Genomic DNA, 20,871 nt, shown 5'->3' on the forward strand with positions numbered 1-20,871 from the left:
AAAAAAGGAGCTAAATTCCTGATGAGAGAGGCAAAATCATTCGTTAGTCGTCAGGCAGATATTATAGCCGCAGCCATTGAAGTATTTGCAGAGACCGGCTATTACCGAGCGACAACGACACAGATTGCAAATCGAGTGCAAATCTCCCAGCCTTATGTTTTCCACTTCTTCGCGTCGAAGGAGAAGCTGCTTCAATCCGCACTTGAGGTATCCTGGTCGAGGATTATCACATCCTTTCGAAAAGTGGTAGAGTCTGCATCTTCAGAACGTCTAGAAGCCGAACTGATCGCAGCCTACGAACAAATCACCGAAAGCTACCGCAACGAAGTGCTGCTACAGATGCAGGCGCAGACGATTCAGGAAGAGGCGATCCGAGAAACTATGCGGTATGGGTTCCGGGAGGTGCGCAAGATGGTGCTCAAAGCCTTCAGTCAAACCAAGATTCCACATCCCGAGGAGAAGGCGATGCTGTTCCTTGCGCGAGGGGTTCTATGTAATATTGCAACTGCTATTCGCATGCCGGAATTAAAGGAAAGCGAAAAGGCAGGCAATACTCCTTGTTGAAGCAGCTCACTGTTCGGATGAAAACTTGTTAGTGATTAATCAATTACAAAAAAAGAGGTTGAGATGAAATGACAATAGAAAAAGCGATGGTTATTGGAGCAACGGGCGGAACAGGTGCAGCAATTACGGAGGAACTGGTAAGACGGGGGATCCATACCATTGCGTTCGGCCGTTCGCGTCAGAAATTAGTGCAATTCGCGAATCGGTTAGGCAACCCTAAACATCTTAGGATTACTGTAGGGGATGCCATGAGACCCGAAGATATCGCTTCTCAAGCAGGAGGTGCCGATGTGTGGTTCCATTGTGCGAATGTTCCCTATCACGAAATGACGAGTAAGCTTATTCCGTTGGGCGAGTCGGTGATGGAGGCAGCGGAACGCAAGGGAGTCAGAGTTGTCGCGATTGACGGTATATACCCATATGGCAGGAGACAAAGCGACCTTGTAACCGAGGAGCATCCAAAAAAGCCGCATACCCGAAAAGGGAAAGTTCGCTTGGAATACGAACGGATGTTGTTCAGCGAACGATGGAATAAAGCAAAGGTTTTGATCGCGCGATTACCGGATTATTATGGACCTACGGCCAACGAAGCCTCCTATTTGGGCTCGACGCTAGAGGCGATCGCGGCGGGTAAGATGGCGTTTTATATCGGCAATATGCACATTCCTCGCGAATTCGTTTATTTGCCGGATGCAGCTGCCATGATTGTAGAGTTAGCCGGTAAAGACTTTGCTTACGAGCAGAATTGGCATATCCCTGGTGCCGGGTTAATTGCAGGGCAGGACATCGTGAAGATCGCGCAAACAGCAAGCGGCAATGTTAAGCCGGTTATTCCGTTAAAGAAGCTAGGCTTATCCTTGCTCGGAATCGGCTTACCCGTTATGAAGGAAGTAGTGGAGATGCTTTACTTAACCGAAGAACCGTTAACGCTAAGTCGAGATAAGTACCAACGGTTCATTGGCCCAGTCGTGGCAACGCCTTTCCAAGAAGGGATCGCTTCAACGATAAAATCTTTGAAAAATAGAATATAACAGTACCTTACCGGTTATTAGGAGATGCTTAAATTGTTATATTGGATTCCATGCTGGGAATGAGTGGTAGGGGGATTGAGCTAACGGAGAACATTAGTTTAAAACAACAAAATGGCAGCAGATTGTGCTCAAAGGTAATCCTTCATTGGCAAACTGTAGATAAAGGATCTGGATCTCAATAGTATCCATAAAAACACTGAATATCTCAATTGTATATATGAAGTCTCAGTAGCAGCTATAAATTGTCTTGGATTCAGCATGTTTTAGTCTCACTCGTAACTATTGCTCACAAAAAATCAGACTGCAAATCATGCAGTCTGATTTATTTTATTATCGAGCTCTCTTTGGTCCGAGTAACAATTCCGCTTTGCCTATAATATGATGAGTCTAGAAAGCTAAAGAGGTGAGTCAATGGCAGTTGTAAAAGCCAGGAGTCGCGATATCGATATGTTGGCAAGGTTACTCCGCGCTGAAGCTGAGACCGAAGGCGAAATGGGCATGCTGCTTGTTGGAAATGTCGGCATTAACCGTATAAGAGGAAATTGCTCCGATTTTAAAAATATCCGGACAATTCCCCAAATGATTGAGCAGCCTCATGCATTTGAAGCATTGCAGCATAGTTTATACTATCAGGGTGCGAGGGACAGGGAACGCCGTCTGGCGCAACGGGCAGTGAATGGGGAGCGGAATTGGCCGGGAGAATTCTCCCTATGGTATTTCCGTCCGGGATCGTTCGAGAATCCCGGACCATGCCCGGACACCTGGTACGATCAGCCGCTCGTAGGACGCTGGAAGAAGCATTGCTTCTATCAACCTACCGTGAAGGAATGCGAAAATATATATAATACGTAAAGAGCTCATAAGGAACTCTTAATCTCATTTAGTGCCGCGTAAATCGCGGCTTTTTTTGTTTTCTATTGCGCGGTCAAAATTTGCGGACCTTCGGCCGTAATGGCAATAGTATGCTCGTATTGAGCGGCAAGCTTATTGTCCAATGTTCGAGCGGTCCATCCGTCGGAATCGATTGTCATCAAGTAGGTGCCTTCGGTGATCATGGGCTCAATCGTGAACACCATGCCTTCCTTGATACGGGGGCCTTTTCCGGGCTTGCCGACATGCATATAAGTCGGCTCCTCGTGCAGGTTACGGCCAATGCCATGGGCGAGTAGATCGCGCACGACGCCGAAACCGTGTGATTCCGCATGCCGCTGAATCGCGCTCGTCACGTCGCCGAGCCGATTGCCTGGCAGCGCCTGCTCGATGCCCAGGTCAAGGCATTCCTTCGTGACACGCATCAGCTTCTCGGCCGTCGGGGAGATCTGCCCGACCGCGTAACTCCAAGCCGAATCGCCGAGCCAGCCATCGAGCTCAGCGACCGTGTCGATCGTGACAATATCGCCTTCCTCAAGCGGTTTATTGCTAGGGAAGCCATGTGCGATCACATCATTCGCGGAGGCACAGGTCGCGTACGGATAGCCCTTATAGCCTTTTTGGTATGGCCTTGCGCCGTGCTTCAGCATAATCTCCTCGAATATGCGCTCAATCTCGTTGGTGGTAATACCCGGTTTGATAAGCGGGGCAATTGTACGATGGCACTCAGCCACCACTTGGCATGCCTTGCGGATAGACTCGATTTCATGCATGCTTTTTAAAATGACCATGTTCGTCTCAGGACTCCTTCGTAATAGCTTGCATAGCGAGTAGGGCGATTCGTTCGACGTCCAGGCCGGAATTGCCCGAATAGTAGTGCATCCCGCAGCAACCGACCAGCACGGCAAGCATATGGTCGACGCTGTCGTCTTCGCACTGGGCGATCGATTGGAGTGGAACGTACAGCCGTTCCATAAAGTTTCTTTTGGCGTGCTGCCGATCTTTTTCAGGCAAGCCCGCATAATGTTCCGACGCCATTTTATAGACGAGATAGGCTCGGGCGTCCGACTGCCACAGCCGAAGCAGTGCTATGCAATACGCCAACAACTGGCGGTCATCCCGGGAGCTGCCACTGTTGTTTGCCCACTCTGCGGTAACTTGCTCGCATCGCTCGAAGCCGCTTTCTAACACATCTTCTATTAACAAATGCCGGTTGGGATAATAATGGTATACGGTGCCGTAACCAAGCCCCGCCTCGCGGGCGACGTCCCGAATATCAAAGCTGCCGCCCGTGCGGAAGTAGGAGCGCGCGGCGACGTCCAGGATCTGTTCTCTGCGCTGTAAACGAATCTGCTCATTTTGTTCTTTGGTACGGGGACACATAACGTGTTATCCTCCTTATTTAGACCTGCAAATATGTCAATATAAAAATAGTAACGCATGGAGCAGCGAAATGCAATTGTTGTCCGGAGTGTTTTGGGAATAGGCCGTTCATCTAGAGAGAGCAGGAAGTGCAACAAAAACGGAAAACGAAGCGTATATAAATATTGCATTTTATTGATATATATGGAACACGGGATTGCGATTAAGCTCGTCAAAGGAAAGGGTGACCTTCTATTAGCCCCATGATGCAGCCCAAAGGGTTTCGCTTAAAAACCTGCTTCATAATCATTGGCATAATTGCCGCGAGCGTAGTTATCGCCTTGTTCGCCAGATGGTATTTTTTCGAGAACGTCCTAAAAGTGGATGGAATCGCATATAAAACAACCAGCAATGAAGCAAATCTCATCGCTTACAAGTCCTCCTATGGTCCAGACATTAAAGTTGTCATTAAGGACCCTGTCCGGGAGGTATATATCGGAGAGGAATTATTTAGAGTGATTAGATCGCAAGGGTCTGCATCGACCGAATATAAAGTGGAATATGCCGATGGGCACTATTACACAATCGTGGACCAGGATGGTTCTCTACTGACTTATGATGAACGCGGAGAGCCTTCGATAATGATAGCCGCCTATGAAGGCAATAAAAGAATTTTGGGGGAGAACGATGAACGCTATTGGCCCTCTTGGATTTTGTTGGCTGCCTATCCCGATTATCAGCCGGAACGGGGAAACCTCTTTGCTTTTATCGGAGCGCTCGTGTTGATGGTATACGGCTGGTGCCTCTTTAAGTATCAGTGGTTTCAGAATTTCCTGTTCCTGATTTCCCTTAAGTGGATATGGACGAATAGCCAAGAGCCCAGCGATTTTTATTACTTTTCGTCAAAAGCAGGGGGAATTGTCGCAATCGTACTTGCAATATCGCTGCTTATCAAATCATTGTCGTATTAAGGATTTCCAAACCACCCGCCGAGGTGGTTTTTCTGCATAGCAGGTTCTATTCTCCAGCGCCTATTTACGATTTTTCTTGAAAACGGAAACGTGAGCTGCCGCACACGCGTATATGCCCAATAATGACTGCTTTTGTCAGTCTTTAAAACGTTGTGCGGTTTTGCTAGGAATTAAACTCTTAGCCATAAAATTCTAGCCCCAAGATTTAACAGTGTTGTACAATGATAGTGAGACGAGATTTTGGCAAAGGGGTGTTCGATTAAGCGTGACCAGATACATAAAACTGCTTGGTTTGACACTTGGTGTCGTAGCGTTGAATATTGTCGTTTTCTCCCGCGGATTTATCGGGATCGAGATTGGCGGCAATGCGCTCTCCTCGGCAATCGGCGTGACTTTTCTCGTCGCCAGCGCCATCACGCTGACCTATGGGTGTTATTCCTTCCTATTTAAAGCCAAGGCAGCTCTGCCGGTGAAGGAGATGAAGACGCATGACGATTATGTCGAGGCATTATCTCGCTTCCGGCGTATTAAGGTTTTAGAAGAGGATATCGGTATGGCTTTACGTCAACTGGAACGCATGCAGAAGAAAAGAAACACGCTGCTCGAGGTCTTGAAACAGCGATTCGATCCTTCGGAATTGAGCTATAAGAAGTTTTCCTCCGTCATCTACGAGGTGGAGAAGCTGTTCTATCTGAACGTCAGGAGCATTCTCAATCGGCTCCATACGTTCGACGCATCGGAATTCGAAAGCGTTTCGGCGCGGAAGCCGTCGCCATTATCGCCGGAGCTATTGCAAGCCAGAAAAAACGTGTACGGCGAATATCTTTCCTTCACCAAGCAATCGCTCGGCACAAACGAGGAAATCTTGTTAAAGCTGGATCAGCTCATGCTGGAGATCTCCCGCTTGGATAGCCTGGAGCCGGGCGACATCGACAGCATGCCTTGCATGCAGGAAATCGACACGTTGATCAAACAAACCCAATACTACAAGAATTAAGAGGTGACCTGGATGCAAAGAAAAGGTAATTTCCTGTTAATCTCCGTTGTTCTTCTGGTGGTCGTCTTCGGACTTGTTTACGCCGGGGTAACCTTGACCTCCAATCTGGGCAAATCGAAGGCGGAGGTGACGGCCGAGAATGCCGGGGATCGATTAAGCAAGCTGTACAAAAAGATCTCCCCGGCCGTTGAAACGCCCGTGAAGGGCCAGATCGACCTGGACCCCGTCGATGTCGCCGCGACCTTGCCCGACATCGGAAAGTTTCCCATCACGGTGAACAACACGAACGACAATTTCGTCGAGATTTTCTCCTCCACGGAAAAGTCGGGAACGGGCGTGGATGGTTGGCTGACGGACGTAGCGACCGAGTTTAACAAGGCGAATATAACCGTGAACGGAAAGCCCGTGTCGGTCAAGATTCGCAATATCGCCTCGGGCACGGCCGCGGACTATATCAAATCCGGCAAATACGTACCCGATGCGTTTACTCCTTCGAATGAGCTATGGGGCGAAATGGTTCAGGCAAGCGGGGTTAAAACGCAGCTCGTGACCAAGCGTTTAGTCGGCAATGTTCCCGGAATCGTCATTGCCAAAGCGAAGTACGACGCCATGATCGACAAGTACGGCTCCGTCAATATCCAATCCGTAACGGAAGCTATCGCTAATAACGAGCTCTCCATGGGCTATACCGATCCTTTCGCAAGCTCCACGGGCCTGAATTTTCTGGTAACGGCACTTCATACCTTCGATAATACCAATTTGTTGAGCGATAAAGCTGTGCAGGAGTTTGAAAAGTTCCAGTCCAATGTGCCGTTTATCGCCTCTACGACCATTCAGATGCGCGATGCGGCCAAATCGGGCGCCCTGGACGGATTCGTCCTTGAATACCAGACCTACGTTAACGCCGCGGACTTGAAAAGCGGGTACGTATTTACGCCGTTTGGGTTCAGGCACGATAGTCCGCTCTACGCATTAGGCGATCTGCCGCAGGAGAAGCTGGATATTCTCAAGAAATTCGCCGAGTTCGTTACGCAAGACAAATACATGAAGTCCGCGCAGGAAAAAGGATTTAACGGTCTTGAAACCTACAAATCGGAGCTTGCTCCCGTGGATGGAAACCTGCTTATATCCGCGCAAAAGGTATGGAAAGAGAAGAAAAACAGCAGTAAGCCGATTACGGCGGTTTTCGTCACCGACGTTTCCGGAAGCATGGACGGCGAGCCGCTCAATCGTTTGAAAGAGTCGCTGTTGAAAGGGCAGAAATATCTGGGCAGGGACAACAGCATTGGTCTCGTCTCGTATTCGGACGGCGTCACCATCAAGCTGCCGATCGCGAAGTACGACACGAATCAGCAGTCCTTGTTCGTCGGAGCGGTGGATAGTCTGCAATCCGGCGGCGGTACGGCCACCTTCGACGGAATCGTTGTGGCGCTGAAGCTGCTCGAGGATCAACTGGCCATCGACCCCAACACCAAGCCTGTCATCTTCGTCCTAAGCGACGGCGAGACGAACCAGGGCTATACGCTGCAGGACATCAAGGGATTAATCGAAACGTATAAGATCCCGATCTACACGATCGGCTACAACGCCAATATTCAAGCGCTGCAAAATATCTCCAGCATTAACGAAGCGGCTAGCATAAATGCGGATACGGACGATGTCGTGTACAAGATCGGCAATCTATTCAATGTGCAAATGTAACCAATTCGAGGGGGGATTTCAATGGCATTTTCGATGAACGTATCTAGTCCGGAGGAGCTGAAGGCCGAGATCGAGCCTACCATACAGCCATTGCCGGAGGAAGAGGCGAAGCTGAAAGAAGAAGCGGATTCCAACGTTAAAATGATTATGACGATGGATGTCGAGTCGCTGGAGCAGCGCAAAGAGATTCTTCAATCGATCGACGCCTACGGGCTGAACACCATGAAACGCTCTTCCGACAAAAACACCCTGCTGCAGGTCTCGGTCGGCAATCTTGCGAAATCCGGCGATGAGGGCGGCCCGGTTGCGAAGGGGCTAGCCGAATTGCATACGCAGTTGAAGGATCTGGATCCAAGCATGATCGACTTTGCCAAGAAAGGATTTCTCGGCAAGCTATTTAATCCGCTGCGGGCGTACTTTCTCAAGTTCGAGAAGGCCGACGAGGTGATTGCCGATATCGTGGTATCGCTGGATAAAGGCGGTGCCGTGCTCAGAAACGACAATACGACGCTGGAGCTCGAACAGCATGAAATCCGAAAGCTGACCAAAACGCTCAAGAAAGAAATTCAGCTTGGTATGCTCATGGACCAATCCATCGAAGCCCAGATCGAAGCGGCCAAAAGCCGCAGCGAGGACCCCGAGAAGATTCGGTTCATAACCGAGGAGATCCTGTTCCCGATGCGCCAGCGCGTCATGGATTTGCAGCAAATGCTGGTCGTCAATCAGCAAGGGATGTTGGCATACGAGGTCGTTATCCGCAATAATAAGGAGCTCATTCGCGGCGTGGACCGGGCGAAGACCGTTACGATTTCGGCTTTGAAAATAGCTGTTACGGTGGCGAGCGCCTTGTACAATCAAGGTATTGTTCTCAAAAAAATAGAATTGTTGAATCAGACCACGACGAACCTTATCGCCGGCACGTCCCGGATGCTTAAGGAGCAAGGCGTTGCCATTCAACAGCAAGCCATTGAAGCTACGGTTTCGGTCGATACGTTGAAACAAGCGTTTGCGGATGTACTGTCCGCGTTTGATTCCATCAGCTCGTACAAACAGCAGGCGCTTCCGAAAATGAGGGAAACCATCAACCAGTTCAGGACATTGGCCGACGATGGCGAGAAGCATATATCGCGGCTTGAAAAGGGCAATGCTTTGGGGCTGTAATGAAGCGTTCCAGCAGAAAAGCGACCGTAACGGGTCGCTTTTCTGCATGTTCCTAAGTAGCTTAGTTCCCGATCAGCTCAAGAGGGGTAACGTTGTGAATAAACAGGCAAATGAAATAAACGTATCTATAGGCACCCGTATCATCGCATTTTTGTGGGATTATGTGATCATTGCGGGCTACATCGTCTTTCTGATCGGTGTATCTTATCTAATACGCCCGTTATTGATTCCGTTGTTTACGACAGATCCGATATTGGCGGAGGTCACTGGTTTTCTGTTCATTACCCTGCCTGTATATCTTTACTTTGCCTTATGCGAAGGATCCGCATCGCATGCGACATGGGGGAAACGAAAAATGGGGATTGTGGTAACTGGCATTCATGGCCAATCAATCGGACTCGGTTCCTCGCTTTTTCGTTCCGCCCTGAAATTCGTCCCTTGGGAGCTTGCTCATTTTACCGTCTGGCATATGGTCATTCCTACTAATTATTCCGATTCATTCTATTATTCTTTATTGGGAACGGTCTACGGTCTGGCACTCCTATACTTGATAAGTCCATTATGGAGCAAAAATAGACAAACTCTATATGACTATATTTCGGGTACCGTTATCAGGTATAAGGATAAGGATTAACTATAGCTTAATCGAATGAGTTTTTTGCTTGCCGCGGCCGTTCGCCAGCGTTTTACCGACAGAAGGCTTGGCTTGCCCGCCCTCAAGCGTAGCGTTGACCTCTCCGCCTAGAATAATAATATTGGAGCTGATGTAGAGCCAGATCAGCAGGATGATAATGCCGCCAATGCTTCCGTACGTTTTGGAATAGTTGCCAAAGTTGTTAATATAGAATTGGAACAGCAAGGAGGATGCAATCCACCCAAAGGTCGCAAACAGAGCTCCCGGAAGGGCGGCTTTGAAAGGAACTTTGCGGTTGGGTACAATCCAGTAGAGCAGCGAGAAAACAACAATCATGAACGAAATGGGAAAGACGTATTTCAATGTGCCCCAGATGAGTCCGAAGCCTACCGGGGAATTGAACCAATCGAATAGAAAATTACCGATGACCTCTCCGAAAATAACCAAAACAATCGCCAGCAAAATCGCAAGGGCTAACACAACCGTCGCCGCAAGCGAGATCGCTCTCACCTTCCAGAACGGGCGGTTTTCCTCGACATCATAAGCTTTATTGACACCTTTAATGACCGCGTTAACGCCATTGGACGCTGACCAGAGCGTAGCGATCATACCGATTGATAGCAGCGTGCCTCTGCTGTCCTTTGTTACCTCTTGCAGAATCGTCTGAATCGCTTCACCCGTTTGCTGCGGAAGCAGACGAATAAGCTCAGCTACGACACTGTCTCCGGACAACCGGACAAAGCTCATCAAGCTCACCACAAAGATTAGAAACGGAAAAAAGGATAAAATAAAATAATATGTAAGCTGTGCCCCTAGAGCAGGAACATCGTCATCGCGAAAACGGCTGTACAAATTTTTGAAAAACGGAAGAATCGCGGAAACTCGTTTCATTGCTCTCACCCCTCTTAATTAGAAGGTAAACAAGAGAGGCCAAATGTTAAACAGGATTTGAGAAAACGGATTACAGGAGAGTCGAGTAATTGACGAGACGAAGAGGAGGAAAACGAAATGAAGACGATTAGACGCATGATGGACCACCTGTACTGGGCGGACGGGCGAATTTTGGACGCGCTCGAGGAGAGTGAAACGAAGAACAAGGATCTTCTGAAGCTGGTTCGGCACGTCGCTGTTGCGGAGCAAGTCTGGCTCTCCCGATTGCAGGGCAGGGGCAGCGCGCAATATTCATTGTGGGAGGAAGCGGAAGACCTGACGGCGATCCGGACGATGTTCGAAGAAAACGCCAAGCAATATCGGGTTTATATCGAACGGCTTGATGAATCCGGGTTGGACGAAATGATTGATTATTCGAATCAGAGCGGTGTTCCGTTCCGAACATCCGTCCGCGATATTCTGCTGCAGGTCCTCCTACACGGGCAATATCACCGGGGACAGATCAACCGGGCACTTCGGACCCTATCGGCAGAGCCTGTCCAAGTCGATTACATCACGTTCGCAAGGCTATAACTTGCTATTCTTTCCGCTCTAATCTTGCCACTTCATCGTCATGTAGAGCTGCTCGACGCTTCAAGAGCTCATAGGTCTCGCTCCATTCGTCAGGGTATCTTGTCCGTTGAATGCGCTTATGCAACTCGCCTAGAGCATGCTCTACATCATTTCTAAATTGTTTCCATACCATCATAGCTTTGTGATAGCCACCGTTATCGGTAGCATTCACTACGTCATAACAGAGTTTATCTTTTTTGGAGATCTCCATACTGATTTCATCAACTTTAAAAAGAATTTCCTTTTTGAGTTTGGCGTCATACTCCATAGTCGCGATCATTTCGGCCATTATAGAAAGGATAGTGGTATTATTTTGAGATAAGTGATTTATACGTTCAGCGAGTTGGGTCGTCATCGGTTTTTCCCTCCTAGCATCGGGGATAGATGGATAAGGTACGGAACCATTCCGGTTCTATACCATACTGTTCGTTAGAAGGGAATTTTTTCAGTCACAAAGAGAAAGGTCCGGAAGGTTAAGCGAAGGAACAAATTTTATTTTGCCTGTTGACAGCAGTACGAATTTATATTATCTTTAATTCAAGATATTTAATTTAAAGATAACAACCGAATCAAATGTACAGCAAAATGCAATGGGAATGAAGGAGTGAGCAGAAAATGGGTAATCTTTTATGCCATATATCTTTAAGTTAAGATAATTGAATTAAAGATAAAATCAATTGAACAAAGGAGCCTACGATTATGATTGCTATTCTGGGACGCATTAACGAATTGAGCAGAAAACAGCATGCTGAAGGACTTAACGAGCAGGAGACAAAAGAACAGGCAGAGCTTCGCAAGGAGTATATTCAGCAGATTCGAGGTCAAGTTCACGATATGCTGTTGGGTGTCTCGATCATCGATGACAATGGGTATGACGTAACTCCGAAGAAGCTGGCTGCCGACAAAGCGATTTTGCTAAGAGATGAACGCCAGACGGATTCATTTATTAATTAAAATTGGGGAGATGAATGAAAATGATGGATATGGGACTTCTTATTATTCGGGTAGTGGTAGGTTTGTTGTTTGTTGGACATGGTGCACAGAAATTGTTTGGCTTGTTCGGGGGATACGGTCCGAAAGGGACGGGAGGCTGGATGGAATCGGTTGGCATTCGTCCTGGCGTTGTTATGGCGGTCTTTGCGGGAATGTTGGAATTGCTGGGCGGCGCACTGTTCACCGCTGGACTGTTCACCGTAGCGGCAGGAGTAATGATTGTGCTCACCATGGCAGGCGCTATAGTGAAAGTGCATCTGCCTAACGGCTTGTGGTCAACGGCAAACGGGTTTGAATATCCGCTGGTACTCGTTGCAGTAGCGATCGGCGTAGCGCTGACCGGAGCAGGGGCTTATTCGCTGGATGCATTGTTGTTCTAAAGGTACGTTGACTGGATGAGATAACAACCGCTATAATTTTCTTATTATGCAAAAAAGTTTCTTAGGAAATGGAGGGAGCTCGCATCAAGCTAAAAGAAATCGCAAAAAAAGCAAACGTTTCGATTAGTACGGTATCCAGAATCATTAACAACCAGGGCAATTTCAGCGAAGAGACTCGCAAAAAAGTATTGGATATTGCCAATGAGCATTTAAAGCCGGGGATTGCTCCCTCCAACCAGGTTGGAATATCTTATAATATCGTCGTTATCGTACCGGGCAACAATGACTTTTTCGATAACGATCCGTCTACCTCCGCCGACTTGAATCACTTAAAGGATGAGTTTGAAGCATACGGACATCAGGTTCATATAGTGAAGCATTATTCGGACTCGCAGTCGTCTCCGGCCTATAAGCTTTTGGGCGAGGAGAAAGTGGACGCTGCCATCCTATTCGACCCGGTTGAGGGCGATAAGATGTATGAGGAATTGAATAGACTCGGGATCCCTTATGTGTTTACGAACGGAAGAACCTACAATACGGGGCAAAACTATATTGACTACGACAACCGAAAAGGCGCTTACGGGGTGATCCGTTATTTGCACGGATTAGGCCATCGGAGAATCGGAATGATTGCGGGACCCCGCAATCATCTCGTCAATTTGAACCGGCTGGACGGATGCAAAGACGCATTCCGCGATTTGGGGATCCCATGGACCGACGCCAATGTTGCAATGGGCGCGTTTGATCCCTCGCACGGTTATGAAGCCGTGAAGCAATTGATGCGGGAGCAGCCGTCTATCACCGCGATTTTCGCGTTTAACGACATTATTGCTTACGGAGCCATGAAGGCTTTGGCCGAAATGAACCTCCGTATTCCGAAAGACGTTTCCTTGGTTGGCTTTGATGATCTGAAGCTGTCGGAGTTCATGGTTCCGCCGTTAACGACCGTAAGAAGGTTTAGATACGATATCAGCTCCGTCATCGTAAAAGTGCTGACCGAATTGATAACAAGCAAGAACATTTCCGAAGTTTACATTAGCCTTAAGACCGAGATGATTGAGCGGGAATCCTGCTCGAAAGCGGCAGGCAAAGCGTAATAAACGGATGCGAATAGCCGTCCTCCGATCGCCGGATCGGAGGACGGCTATTTTTGTTTTTAGATTGACGAAGTAAACGCTGGTAGAATATACTAAGAGCGCAAATAAATTGCGCAAATTATTTGCGTAAATTTCATCACTATGGGAGGGATGATTGATGAGAAGGATAGGTTCCAGGCCAATCTTGAAAGCGTTTACCGTTTTGATGTCGTTTGTGTTATTGACTGGAGGTTCGTTTGCCTTTCCGTTTCCGGATAAGGCGTCAGCAGCCGTTGGCGCAATCACGGTTAATTTGACGGAAACGCAAGAGGCGTTCAAAAACCCCTTAATGGGATTTCGGCCAACCCGCTTTTTGAATGACACGAGTTTCTCGAATTCTGAATACGGCACTGTGTTTAAGCACTATATCAAATACACCGATTTGGAGAATGCGGCGTCAGACTCCGTTCAGAAGATCAAGGATTGGAGCAATACAGCTTGGGCGGGGATTGAAAGTCAGAACAAAAAGGTTATTCCTCGCGTAGTTATCGTTTACCCGAACACCGGAGAATATTGGCCGGAAGGCGTTCCTCACGGGGACGTGGCTACGCAATGGACAACGGACACCTTGAAAAACCGTCTGACCGCCTTCATCCAGAAGCTTGGCCAAGCTTGGGATAACGATCCGAGAGTGGCCTACATCGAGCTGGGGCTATGGGGGAATTGGGGAGAGCATCATATTTATCCGGATAAGCTTGCGGACGGGACCGACCGGATTCCGCTCGCCTTCCAGACCGCATTAGGCAACGCGGCTTCGCAGGCGTTTCAGAACAAGAAGGTGCAAGTGCGCTATCCCGATACCTTCCAAAATTTCAACTTCGGATTTCTGTGGGATTCGTTTGCTTTAATCGATGACCTATCGGGAGGCGAAGGCATTGCGACGAGAAATGTCTGGAGAACGCAGGTTAACGGCGGGGAGGTTGCTTACGATTGGGGGCAGAAAAATATTCAGCCGGGTGATTCCCCGAATGATACGTTAAGCGATCCGAACCATCGGAACTACGTGATCGACTGGATCAAAAAAACGCATACAACCAGTCTGGGCTGGATTGATTTGTACGATGCGAACAATTCCGCCGTCTCGCAAGGGGCTGCGCTAATGCAGAAGGAATTCGGCTATCGGTTCGTCATCAACCAGGCTACATACTCAGGCAGCGTGCAGCCCGGCGGATCCATGAATGTGTCCTTCTCGGTCGTGAACAAAGGCTCCGCGCCGTTCTATTATAACTGGCCGGTGGAAGCGAGCTTGCTGAGAAGCGACCGCACGGTTGCATGGAAGGGTATTTTCAGCGGCACGGATATACGGAACTGGATGCCGGGCGACGATTGGAACGCCGCGACGCGTCAATACAATCAAGCGCCAGCCGTTCAACAGGTTTCGGGTGCCTTTACGATTCCGTCCAATATGGCGGTGGGAACCTACACATTGGCGCTGACCATTCTGGATCCGGCCGGCTATAAGCCTAGCGCCAGATTCGCGAACTCGAACTATTACACGGGCGGAAGAACACCGCTTGGCAAAGTGGGAATCGGCATGGATCCCGCAGATCAGAACATCGGACCTTTCGATCAACTGAAGCCGGATAACACGCTTTCGTACAGCTTGACTCAGACGCCTTATGATGGCGGCTACAGCGGCGGAGGAAGCGCGGATACTCAGGCGCCAAGCGTTCCGGGGAATTTGACGGTAAGCGGCACGAGCTCGAGCAGCGTCAGCTTGTCGTGGTCGGCTTCAACCGACAACGTAGGCGTGACCGGTTATGACGTTTATCGCGGTGGAGTATGGGCAGGGGCTGCGACAGGCACTACCTTTACCGATAGCGGATTAAGTCCAAGCACGAGCTACGTCTACACCGTTAAGGCCAAGGATGGAGCGGGGAATGTATCCGGCGCAAGCGGCTCCGTAACCGCGACCACCAGCGCTTCCGGAGGAGGAGGCACTTTGACGGTTTATGAAGCGGAAGCTTCAGCGAATACGCGGACCGGAGCGGCGGTCATTTCCGCGTGCAGCACCTGCTCGGGAGGCTCGAAAGTAGGCTATGTCGGAAATAATGACGGTACGCTGCAATTTAACGGGGTCAGCGCATCTGCAGCGGGAACGTATACGATGACCGTGTCTTACCTCAGCGGAGAAGCCCGCTCCGCGCAAATACGGGTTAACGGAGGATCGCCAGTTACACTGAGCATGCCTAGCACGGGAAGCTGGACGGCCATTGGCACCGTTCAGACGCAAATACAGCTGAATGCAGGCAATAACACGATTCATTTCTCGAATCCGACAGGCTGGGCGCCTGACTTTGACCGCATTCAGATTAGCGCCGGCGGCGGCAGTGGGGATACCCAAGCGCCTGCTGCGCCAACCAACGTAAGCGTCTCTGGCAAAACCTCAAGCAGCGTCAGCTTGGCATGGAGCGCTTCGACGGATAATGTCGGCGTGTCGCAGTATGTCATTTACAGAGACGGGAATCAAGCAGGCACCTCGGCCTCAACCAGCTTTACGGACAGCGGGGTAAATGCCAATACGGCATACGCGTATACGGTCAAAGCAAAGGATGCGGCGGGCAATTTATCGGCAGCCAGCGCGACGGTTAATGTAACGACCAATGCCGGAAGCGGCGGAACAACTGCCTTGCTGGTCGATAACTTCAACAATTCGCCAAGCTGGCCGGGAACCAATGATCTCGGCAAATGGGCGGGCGCAAACAGCTTCGCCAACAATGCGGGCGTTATTGATTCGGGTGCTCTGAAGCTGGAGTATAACAACAACGGATGGTTAGGCACGGATATTACCCAGGATGTAGGAAGCTATACCAAGCTGGTCATTCGCATCAAAGGCGCAAGCGGCGGGGAACAAAACCATATGCAGCTCACGATTGGCGGAGTGACCAAGACACTGGGAGAATTCAGCGGGGACACGATTACGGCTGGCTACAAGGATATTACTATTAACTTGGCATCGAACGGAGTAGACCGAAGCAGCCCCGGACAATTGACGATGACCTTCTGGCATGGAGGCAATAGTACGGTCTGGATAGACGAGATTCGTTTCGAGTAAAAATAAGGCTGGCCTGCGGTTGCGCGGGCCAGCCTTTTCATTTTTTTTATACCGCGTTATCGCTTGGCATAGTTCCGGTTGCATTTAACGCAAAAGATTGACGGAAGAGCTTCATGTCGACGAGTGCGCCGCCATTCAACCTTGAATTCTCGGCAGCAAAAGCCATTAAGTGGCTCTCCAACGAGGCTTGCGCGGAGGTCAAGGTATCGATGTACCTTTCATGCCGGAGATCGGACACGAATTGCCGCATGATTCCGTCGTCGCCGCCTTGATGACCGCTCTGGCTGTTAGGGATTTGAATAACCGACAACGTGCCGGAGGAGAAATCGAACAGCTCGATACGGCCGTTTAACAGATCGCCGCGAATTTCCCCTTTGGTCCCCATGATTTGAACGATGCGGTTAATATCCCGCGTAAACCCGCTCATGCTGAACATAACGGTAACGCCATTCTCGAATTCCATGTTTACCGTCTGATGATCGACGACATTATTATCCGTTCTGTAAACGCATTTGCCGTAAGGACCTTCCAGGATCGCCTTCATTCTGTTCGTTTCGGTGGGAGGATCCGCGATAAGCGCCGCAAAATGATTCGCTTTCGTGTCCTGCATGTAGAATCGCAATGCGGAATAAGGGCAGGTCGATTCTACCGCGCAGCCATCCGTGCAGCGTTCGGTCGACCCTTCGGGCGCATTCTCAACCCGGAAGTGGCTTAACGAACCGAAGGAGCTGACCTTCGCGCAGTCGGCATCCACAAGCCAGCGAATGAGATCCATGTCATGACAGGATTTGGCCAAAATCATTGGACTGGAGAGCGTATCGTTACGCCAGTTGCCCCGCACAAAGCTATGAGCGTAATGGAGGTAACCGACGTTTTCGTTATGTTGAATGGACATGACGTTCCCGATGGAGCCGTCTTGAATAAGCTGCTTCATTTTTTGCCAGAAAGGGGTATATCTCGAAACGTGGCAGATCGAGAGCAGTCGTCCCTCTTCGCGGGCCACGGCCTCCATGGCTGCGCATTCGCTTGGACTGTTCGACATCGGCTTCTCCAGCAGGACATGATACCCTTTGCGGAGAGCGGCTATCGTAGGCTCGTAATGCATCTGGTCTTGCGTGCAGATCAGAAGCGCATCGCAAAGCTTGGGCTTGCCCAGCAATTCTTCCCATGTTGAATAGAGCTGATCCGCAGTTAAGTTTAGCGCTTCCGCAAATCTCGTTCTTCTCTCTTGGCTTGGTTCCGCGACTGCGACGACCTCAACCTCGCTCGGAAATCTTTGAACATAAGGCATATAGGACAAGAAACCTCGCGCACCTGCTCCTATAACGGCTAGTTTGATTTTTTTCATGTAAAGATCACCCTCCTCGAAGCAACGATTTAGATTTTTCGATACCACGGCAATCGGGACAGCGGCGCATGCACTTCTAGCCGGATAGGGCCTTCTACTACACTTTCGTCATCGCCGAGCCATCGACCTTCCGGAAATTGGATCATTCTAGTAAGTTGTCCTTTCATTAATACCGGGGCTACCAGAATAGAGTCGCCAACCATGAATTGATCCTGGATTGCATGGTAGCCTTGATTCGGAAAAACGAATTCCAAGCTCCGCAGGATCGGCAGTCCATCCACGGCAGCCTGGTTCGCAAGCTCGAGGAGAGCGGGTCCAAGCTTTGTCCGGAGCTGCACCGCATCCATGCACCAGGATAATTCTTCGCCGCTAAGAACCCTCCAAGGAGCCATGGAGAACTGCATAACGGGGAATAAAGCCGAGCACTGAACAAAACGGATAAAAAGTTCGGAATCGAATCGGAAATGAGGCGAGTTGATATCGCCATCCATTCCTCCGCCAATCATATCGGGACAATTATAGGCATATCCCATGAGACCTTGAGCGATTGCATTGGGAATGAGTCCCCCGAGCCCTGTCGCATCCCACGTGTGCGTCTTATCGCGCTGCCGCTGAATAAGCGCTTGGCCTCCAAGCTTCCAGCACATCCGCAGCTCGCTAAGCCCGTATCCGATTCCCAATCGCGCGTAAGCCTCGCAATCTTCCATCGGGAGAATAGGACGCGACCATTCGACTTCCCGGGAAACGTCATTCAGCAGGCCGGGCAGTATAGGCTCGCCCGCGTCCAGCTTGAAGCCGTCAACTCCGTAATCTAGGATCAGCCTGTCCAGCTGCCGCTTGAACCATGCGGAGCCTTCCTTGCGGGTATAATCCACGACCCCGCTGTACCCGTTCCACCATCTTCTCAACACAGGCGTGCCGTCAGCATGCTTCATCAACAGATCTTGGCTCATTAATTGCCGGAAGGTGATGCTGTCCGGACTCACGTACGGGCATACCCACAGCATGACCTTAAATCCTAATTCATGCAGGGCTTGAATCATTCGGGCTGGATCGGGGAAACGATGCTTCTCGAAATCCCAGGTTCCGTAATCCTGCATCCAATTATCGTCAATGATCAGGACGCCTGGAGGAAAGCCGTTCTCGATAATAGATTTCGCGTAATGAATAAGCTTCTCTTGCGTCGGCTCATAGAACATTTCCACCCAAGTACAGTATTGCGGCGCCGTAAAGGCCATTTCGTCCGGCGTAACGCCGGAAGTGGGGAAATGGTTGACGCAGGCATGCCGGTAAGCGCCTTGAAGGGTGAAATGACCTTCTTCAATCGTAATCTTCTGCGGGTGATCGATCGTCAAGGTGCTCTCATTAAAGGAGAAGGCAAAAGGCTCTTCGGACCAAATATATCTTCCTCGATTAGACAGCAATAAGGGGGAAGCTTGATTGTCGTCGGTCAAACGCAGGTCGCGCGAATGCGGCCGATCGCCAAACGGCATAAGATGACCCTCATTGATAACGCCTCCCCACCAGAATTCTCCGGGCTCTCGTTGCAGTGCAGTGATTGTCATAGTAGACACTCCCAATTTGTTTTATGAAATAATTTGCGCAATTATTTACTGATATTATGGAGGAATCTATATTTGAATGCAAACCTTTTTTCATCTTAACAATAAGGCATGCGATCTTAAAAATGAGGCATTTAAAGCGTTTATAGAGATCGATTAAACTAAAAGTGTAAGAGGCAAGGGTGATGCTGATGATAGAGTTTACGCAAAATTTTTGCCTAAACAATTTATTAGGGGGATATAAAATGGTGAAAAGAAACAAATTTTCATTCATGCTCGTGCTTGTCCTGATGGTTCTTTCCTTAATTACCGCTGCATGCAGCAACAGCTCGAACAACGCGCCAAACAACAAACCGGACGACAGCAAGAACGGCAACGCCGGTGAGGCAACGGATGCGCCTAAAAAGAACGTAACGCTTACCTATGCCATCTGGGACAAAATTCAGCAGCCGGCTATGGAAGCGATCGCAAAAGAATTTACGGCGCAAAACCCAAATATCAAGGTTAAGGTCGAAGTTATCCCATGGGCCGATTATTGGACAAAAATGTCCGCTGCCGCTCCTGCGGGGACGCTGCCGGACGTGTTCTGGATGCACGGAGGTCAATTCGCAACTTACGCCTCCGGTAAATTCCTTGAGCCAATCACAAGCAAAGTAGCTGCCGGGGAAATCGACCTCAATAATTACGCGGCGAATCTTGCTTCCATTTATACGCTGAACGGCGAGAACTATGGCATCCCTAAAGATTTCGATACCATCGGTCTGGCTTACAACAAAGAGTTGTTCGATCAAGCGGGCATCCCTTATCCGGACGACACTTGGACTTATGCCAAGCTGGCCGAGGTTGCCAAACAGCTGAGCCAGCCTGACAAGGGCATTTACGGCTTTGGAGCCAAGATGGATACGCAAACCGGCTATTGGAACGATATGCTGGCTAACGGCGGCAAAATCATTTCCGATGATATGAGCAAATCGGGGTACGACGATCCGGCTTCTATCGAAGCTTTGCAAGCCCGTTATCAAATGACGGTTGACGGCGCTTCTCCAACTCATCAGCAAATGACGGATATGGAAGCAACCGAGATGTTCAAGTCCGGCAAGTTAGCGATGATTTTCGACGGTTCCTGGCGGATCAGCGATATCGACAGCAGCGACATTATCAAGGGGAAATGGGATTGGGCGAAACTTCCTATGGGCAAAGTGAAAAGAGCCAATATCATTAACGGCCTTGGCAACGTAATGTCGGCAAGCGGCAAAAACAAGGAAGAGGCTTGGCTGTTCCTTAAGTTCCTGGGATCGCAAAAAGCAGCGGAAATTACGGCGCAGATGGGCGCGGCTATTCCGGCGTACAACGGCACGCAGGATGCATGGCTGACCTCGAGACCGTATCTGAATCTGAAAGTATTCACGGAGCAAGTAGCCGACGCAACTCCGTATCCAAGCGGTTCGATGTCGTATCCGGTATGGTTCGCGAAAGAGCCTGAGATTATGTCGCAGGCATGGGGCGGAGCCATCTCGGTAGAAGAAGGCGCCAAGAAGGTTGCGGAGATGATGAATCAAGCCATCGCGGATACAAAGTAATTAGGTAAGTATCGTTAAACTAA

The 20,871-nt window shown here is 49.5% G+C and carries 20 protein-coding genes; 14 read left to right on the plus strand and 6 right to left on the minus strand.

Annotation, left to right across the window (positions count from 1 at the left end; all coding sequences use genetic code 11):
* Positions 1–21: 21 nt before the first annotated feature.
* The 3 genes from CFI03_RS15600 (at position 22) to CFI03_RS15610 (ending at position 2,447) form a co-directional block, all read left to right on the plus strand.
* Positions 22–564, plus strand: a complete 543-nt coding sequence (locus tag CFI03_RS15600) for a TetR/AcrR family transcriptional regulator (RefSeq protein ID WP_248757914.1) — start codon at positions 22–24, stop codon at positions 562–564.
* A gap of 68 nt (positions 565–632) precedes the next feature.
* On the plus strand, positions 633–1,595 hold the full coding sequence (locus CFI03_RS15605; RefSeq protein ID WP_248757915.1) for an NAD(P)H-binding protein: 963 nt from the start codon (positions 633–635) through the stop codon (positions 1,593–1,595).
* A 411-nt stretch (positions 1,596–2,006) separates the two neighbouring features.
* On the plus strand, positions 2,007–2,447 hold the full coding sequence (locus CFI03_RS15610; RefSeq protein WP_127495350.1) for a cell wall hydrolase: 441 nt from the start codon (positions 2,007–2,009) through the stop codon (positions 2,445–2,447).
* Positions 2,448–2,509: 62 nt separating this feature from the next.
* Here CFI03_RS15610 and map read toward each other — a convergent pair whose 3' ends face one another.
* Positions 2,510–3,256 (minus strand): type I methionyl aminopeptidase, encoded by a 747-nt coding sequence (gene map / locus CFI03_RS15615; RefSeq protein ID WP_248757916.1) that lies wholly within the window; start codon positions 3,254–3,256, stop codon positions 2,510–2,512.
* A 7-nt stretch (positions 3,257–3,263) separates the two neighbouring features.
* Positions 3,264–3,848 carry a TetR/AcrR family transcriptional regulator gene (locus tag CFI03_RS15620; protein ID WP_248757917.1) on the minus strand — a complete coding sequence of 195 codons (585 nt, stop codon included), beginning with the start codon at positions 3,846–3,848 and terminating at the stop codon, positions 3,264–3,266.
* 359 nt (positions 3,849–4,207) lie between these two features.
* On the opposite strand from CFI03_RS15620, the gene CFI03_RS15625 reads away from it, so the two are divergent.
* The 5 genes from CFI03_RS15625 (at position 4,208) to CFI03_RS15645 (ending at position 9,291) form a co-directional block, all read left to right on the plus strand.
* Positions 4,208–4,798, plus strand: coding sequence for a DUF6199 family natural product biosynthesis protein (locus CFI03_RS15625; RefSeq protein ID WP_248757918.1), 591 nt, complete (start codon positions 4,208–4,210; stop codon positions 4,796–4,798).
* A gap of 265 nt (positions 4,799–5,063) precedes the next feature.
* Entirely contained in the window at positions 5,064–5,795 is a 732-nt protein-coding gene (locus CFI03_RS15630) for a hypothetical protein (RefSeq protein ID WP_248757919.1), read from the plus strand.
* 12 nt (positions 5,796–5,807) lie between these two features.
* On the plus strand, positions 5,808–7,496 hold the full coding sequence (locus CFI03_RS15635) for a vWA domain-containing protein (protein WP_248757920.1): 1,689 nt from the start codon (positions 5,808–5,810) through the stop codon (positions 7,494–7,496).
* 21 nt (positions 7,497–7,517) lie between these two features.
* Positions 7,518–8,657: a toxic anion resistance protein gene (locus CFI03_RS15640; RefSeq protein WP_248757921.1), complete on the plus strand. Its 1,140-nt coding sequence runs from the start codon at positions 7,518–7,520 to the stop codon at positions 8,655–8,657.
* 94 nt (positions 8,658–8,751) lie between these two features.
* Entirely contained in the window at positions 8,752–9,291 is a 540-nt protein-coding gene (locus tag CFI03_RS15645; protein WP_248757922.1) for an RDD family protein, read from the plus strand.
* On the opposite strand, the gene CFI03_RS15650 is transcribed toward CFI03_RS15645, so the two are convergent.
* Positions 9,292–10,182, minus strand: coding sequence for a YihY/virulence factor BrkB family protein (locus tag CFI03_RS15650; protein WP_248757923.1), 891 nt, complete (start codon positions 10,180–10,182; stop codon positions 9,292–9,294).
* 117 nt (positions 10,183–10,299) lie between these two features.
* Between CFI03_RS15650 and CFI03_RS15655 the strand changes: the two genes are divergently transcribed.
* The gene (locus CFI03_RS15655) at positions 10,300–10,755 is read left to right on the plus strand and encodes a DinB family protein (RefSeq protein ID WP_248757924.1); all 456 of its coding nucleotides are present in this window, start codon (positions 10,300–10,302) and stop codon (positions 10,753–10,755) included.
* 4 nt (positions 10,756–10,759) lie between these two features.
* On the opposite strand, the gene CFI03_RS15660 is transcribed toward CFI03_RS15655, so the two are convergent.
* Positions 10,760–11,149, minus strand: a complete 390-nt coding sequence (locus CFI03_RS15660) for a hypothetical protein (RefSeq protein WP_248757925.1) — start codon at positions 11,147–11,149, stop codon at positions 10,760–10,762.
* 344 nt (positions 11,150–11,493) lie between these two features.
* Here CFI03_RS15660 and CFI03_RS15665 point away from each other — a divergent pair, with 344 nt between their 5' ends.
* The 4 genes from CFI03_RS15665 (at position 11,494) to CFI03_RS15680 (ending at position 16,358) form a co-directional block, all read left to right on the plus strand.
* Positions 11,494–11,748 carry a DUF896 domain-containing protein gene (locus tag CFI03_RS15665; protein WP_248757926.1) on the plus strand — a complete coding sequence of 85 codons (255 nt, stop codon included), beginning with the start codon at positions 11,494–11,496 and terminating at the stop codon, positions 11,746–11,748.
* 20 nt (positions 11,749–11,768) lie between these two features.
* Positions 11,769–12,167 (plus strand): DoxX family protein, encoded by a 399-nt coding sequence (locus CFI03_RS15670; protein WP_248757927.1) that lies wholly within the window; start codon positions 11,769–11,771, stop codon positions 12,165–12,167.
* 68 nt (positions 12,168–12,235) lie between these two features.
* On the plus strand, positions 12,236–13,264 hold the full coding sequence (locus tag CFI03_RS15675; protein WP_248757928.1) for a LacI family DNA-binding transcriptional regulator: 1,029 nt from the start codon (positions 12,236–12,238) through the stop codon (positions 13,262–13,264).
* Positions 13,265–13,421: 157 nt separating this feature from the next.
* Positions 13,422–16,358, plus strand: a complete 2,937-nt coding sequence (locus CFI03_RS15680) for a DUF4832 domain-containing protein (RefSeq protein ID WP_248757929.1) — start codon at positions 13,422–13,424, stop codon at positions 16,356–16,358.
* Positions 16,359–16,404: 46 nt separating this feature from the next.
* Here the strand turns inward: CFI03_RS15680 and CFI03_RS15685 are convergent, their stop codons facing one another.
* Positions 16,405–17,706 (minus strand): Gfo/Idh/MocA family protein, encoded by a 1,302-nt coding sequence (locus CFI03_RS15685; RefSeq protein ID WP_248757930.1) that lies wholly within the window; start codon positions 17,704–17,706, stop codon positions 16,405–16,407.
* 29 nt (positions 17,707–17,735) lie between these two features.
* Complete coding sequence (locus CFI03_RS15690) at positions 17,736–19,271, minus strand: glycoside hydrolase family 31 protein (protein WP_248757931.1); 1,536 nt, start codon at positions 19,269–19,271, stop codon at positions 17,736–17,738.
* Positions 19,272–19,513: 242 nt separating this feature from the next.
* Here CFI03_RS15690 and CFI03_RS15695 point away from each other — a divergent pair, with 242 nt between their 5' ends.
* Positions 19,514–20,848, plus strand: a complete 1,335-nt coding sequence (locus CFI03_RS15695; protein WP_248757932.1) for an ABC transporter substrate-binding protein — start codon at positions 19,514–19,516, stop codon at positions 20,846–20,848.
* Positions 20,849–20,871: the final 23 nt, after the last annotated feature.

It is taken from the genome of Paenibacillus sp. ATY16 (assembly GCF_003399985.2).
GTDB lineage: Bacteria > Bacillota > Bacilli > Paenibacillales > Paenibacillaceae > Pristimantibacillus > Pristimantibacillus glycanilyticus.

Coding starts and splice junctions, on each gene's coding strand:
- CFI03_RS15600 (WP_248757914.1), top strand. CDS start 22: ATGAGAGAGGCAAAATCATTCGTTAGTCGTCAGGCAGATATTATAGCC.
- CFI03_RS15605 (WP_248757915.1), top strand. CDS start 633: ATGACAATAGAAAAAGCGATGGTTATTGGAGCAACGGGCGGAACAGGT.
- CFI03_RS15610 (WP_127495350.1), top strand. CDS start 2,007: ATGGCAGTTGTAAAAGCCAGGAGTCGCGATATCGATATGTTGGCAAGG.
- map (WP_248757916.1), bottom strand. CDS start 3,256: ATGGTCATTTTAAAAAGCATGCATGAAATCGAGTCTATCCGCAAGGCA.
- CFI03_RS15620 (WP_248757917.1), bottom strand. CDS start 3,848: ATGTGTCCCCGTACCAAAGAACAAAATGAGCAGATTCGTTTACAGCGC.
- CFI03_RS15635 (WP_248757920.1), top strand. CDS start 5,808: ATGCAAAGAAAAGGTAATTTCCTGTTAATCTCCGTTGTTCTTCTGGTG.
- CFI03_RS15640 (WP_248757921.1), top strand. CDS start 7,518: ATGGCATTTTCGATGAACGTATCTAGTCCGGAGGAGCTGAAGGCCGAG.
- CFI03_RS15650 (WP_248757923.1), bottom strand. CDS start 10,182: ATGAAACGAGTTTCCGCGATTCTTCCGTTTTTCAAAAATTTGTACAGC.
- CFI03_RS15655 (WP_248757924.1), top strand. CDS start 10,300: ATGAAGACGATTAGACGCATGATGGACCACCTGTACTGGGCGGACGGG.
- CFI03_RS15660 (WP_248757925.1), bottom strand. CDS start 11,149: ATGACGACCCAACTCGCTGAACGTATAAATCACTTATCTCAAAATAAT.
- CFI03_RS15665 (WP_248757926.1), top strand. CDS start 11,494: ATGATTGCTATTCTGGGACGCATTAACGAATTGAGCAGAAAACAGCAT.
- CFI03_RS15670 (WP_248757927.1), top strand. CDS start 11,769: ATGATGGATATGGGACTTCTTATTATTCGGGTAGTGGTAGGTTTGTTG.
- CFI03_RS15675 (WP_248757928.1), top strand. CDS start 12,236: ATGGAGGGAGCTCGCATCAAGCTAAAAGAAATCGCAAAAAAAGCAAAC.
- CFI03_RS15680 (WP_248757929.1), top strand. CDS start 13,422: ATGAGAAGGATAGGTTCCAGGCCAATCTTGAAAGCGTTTACCGTTTTG.
- CFI03_RS15685 (WP_248757930.1), bottom strand. CDS start 17,706: ATGAAAAAAATCAAACTAGCCGTTATAGGAGCAGGTGCGCGAGGTTTC.
- CFI03_RS15690 (WP_248757931.1), bottom strand. CDS start 19,271: ATGACAATCACTGCACTGCAACGAGAGCCCGGAGAATTCTGGTGGGGA.
- CFI03_RS15695 (WP_248757932.1), top strand. CDS start 19,514: ATGGTGAAAAGAAACAAATTTTCATTCATGCTCGTGCTTGTCCTGATG.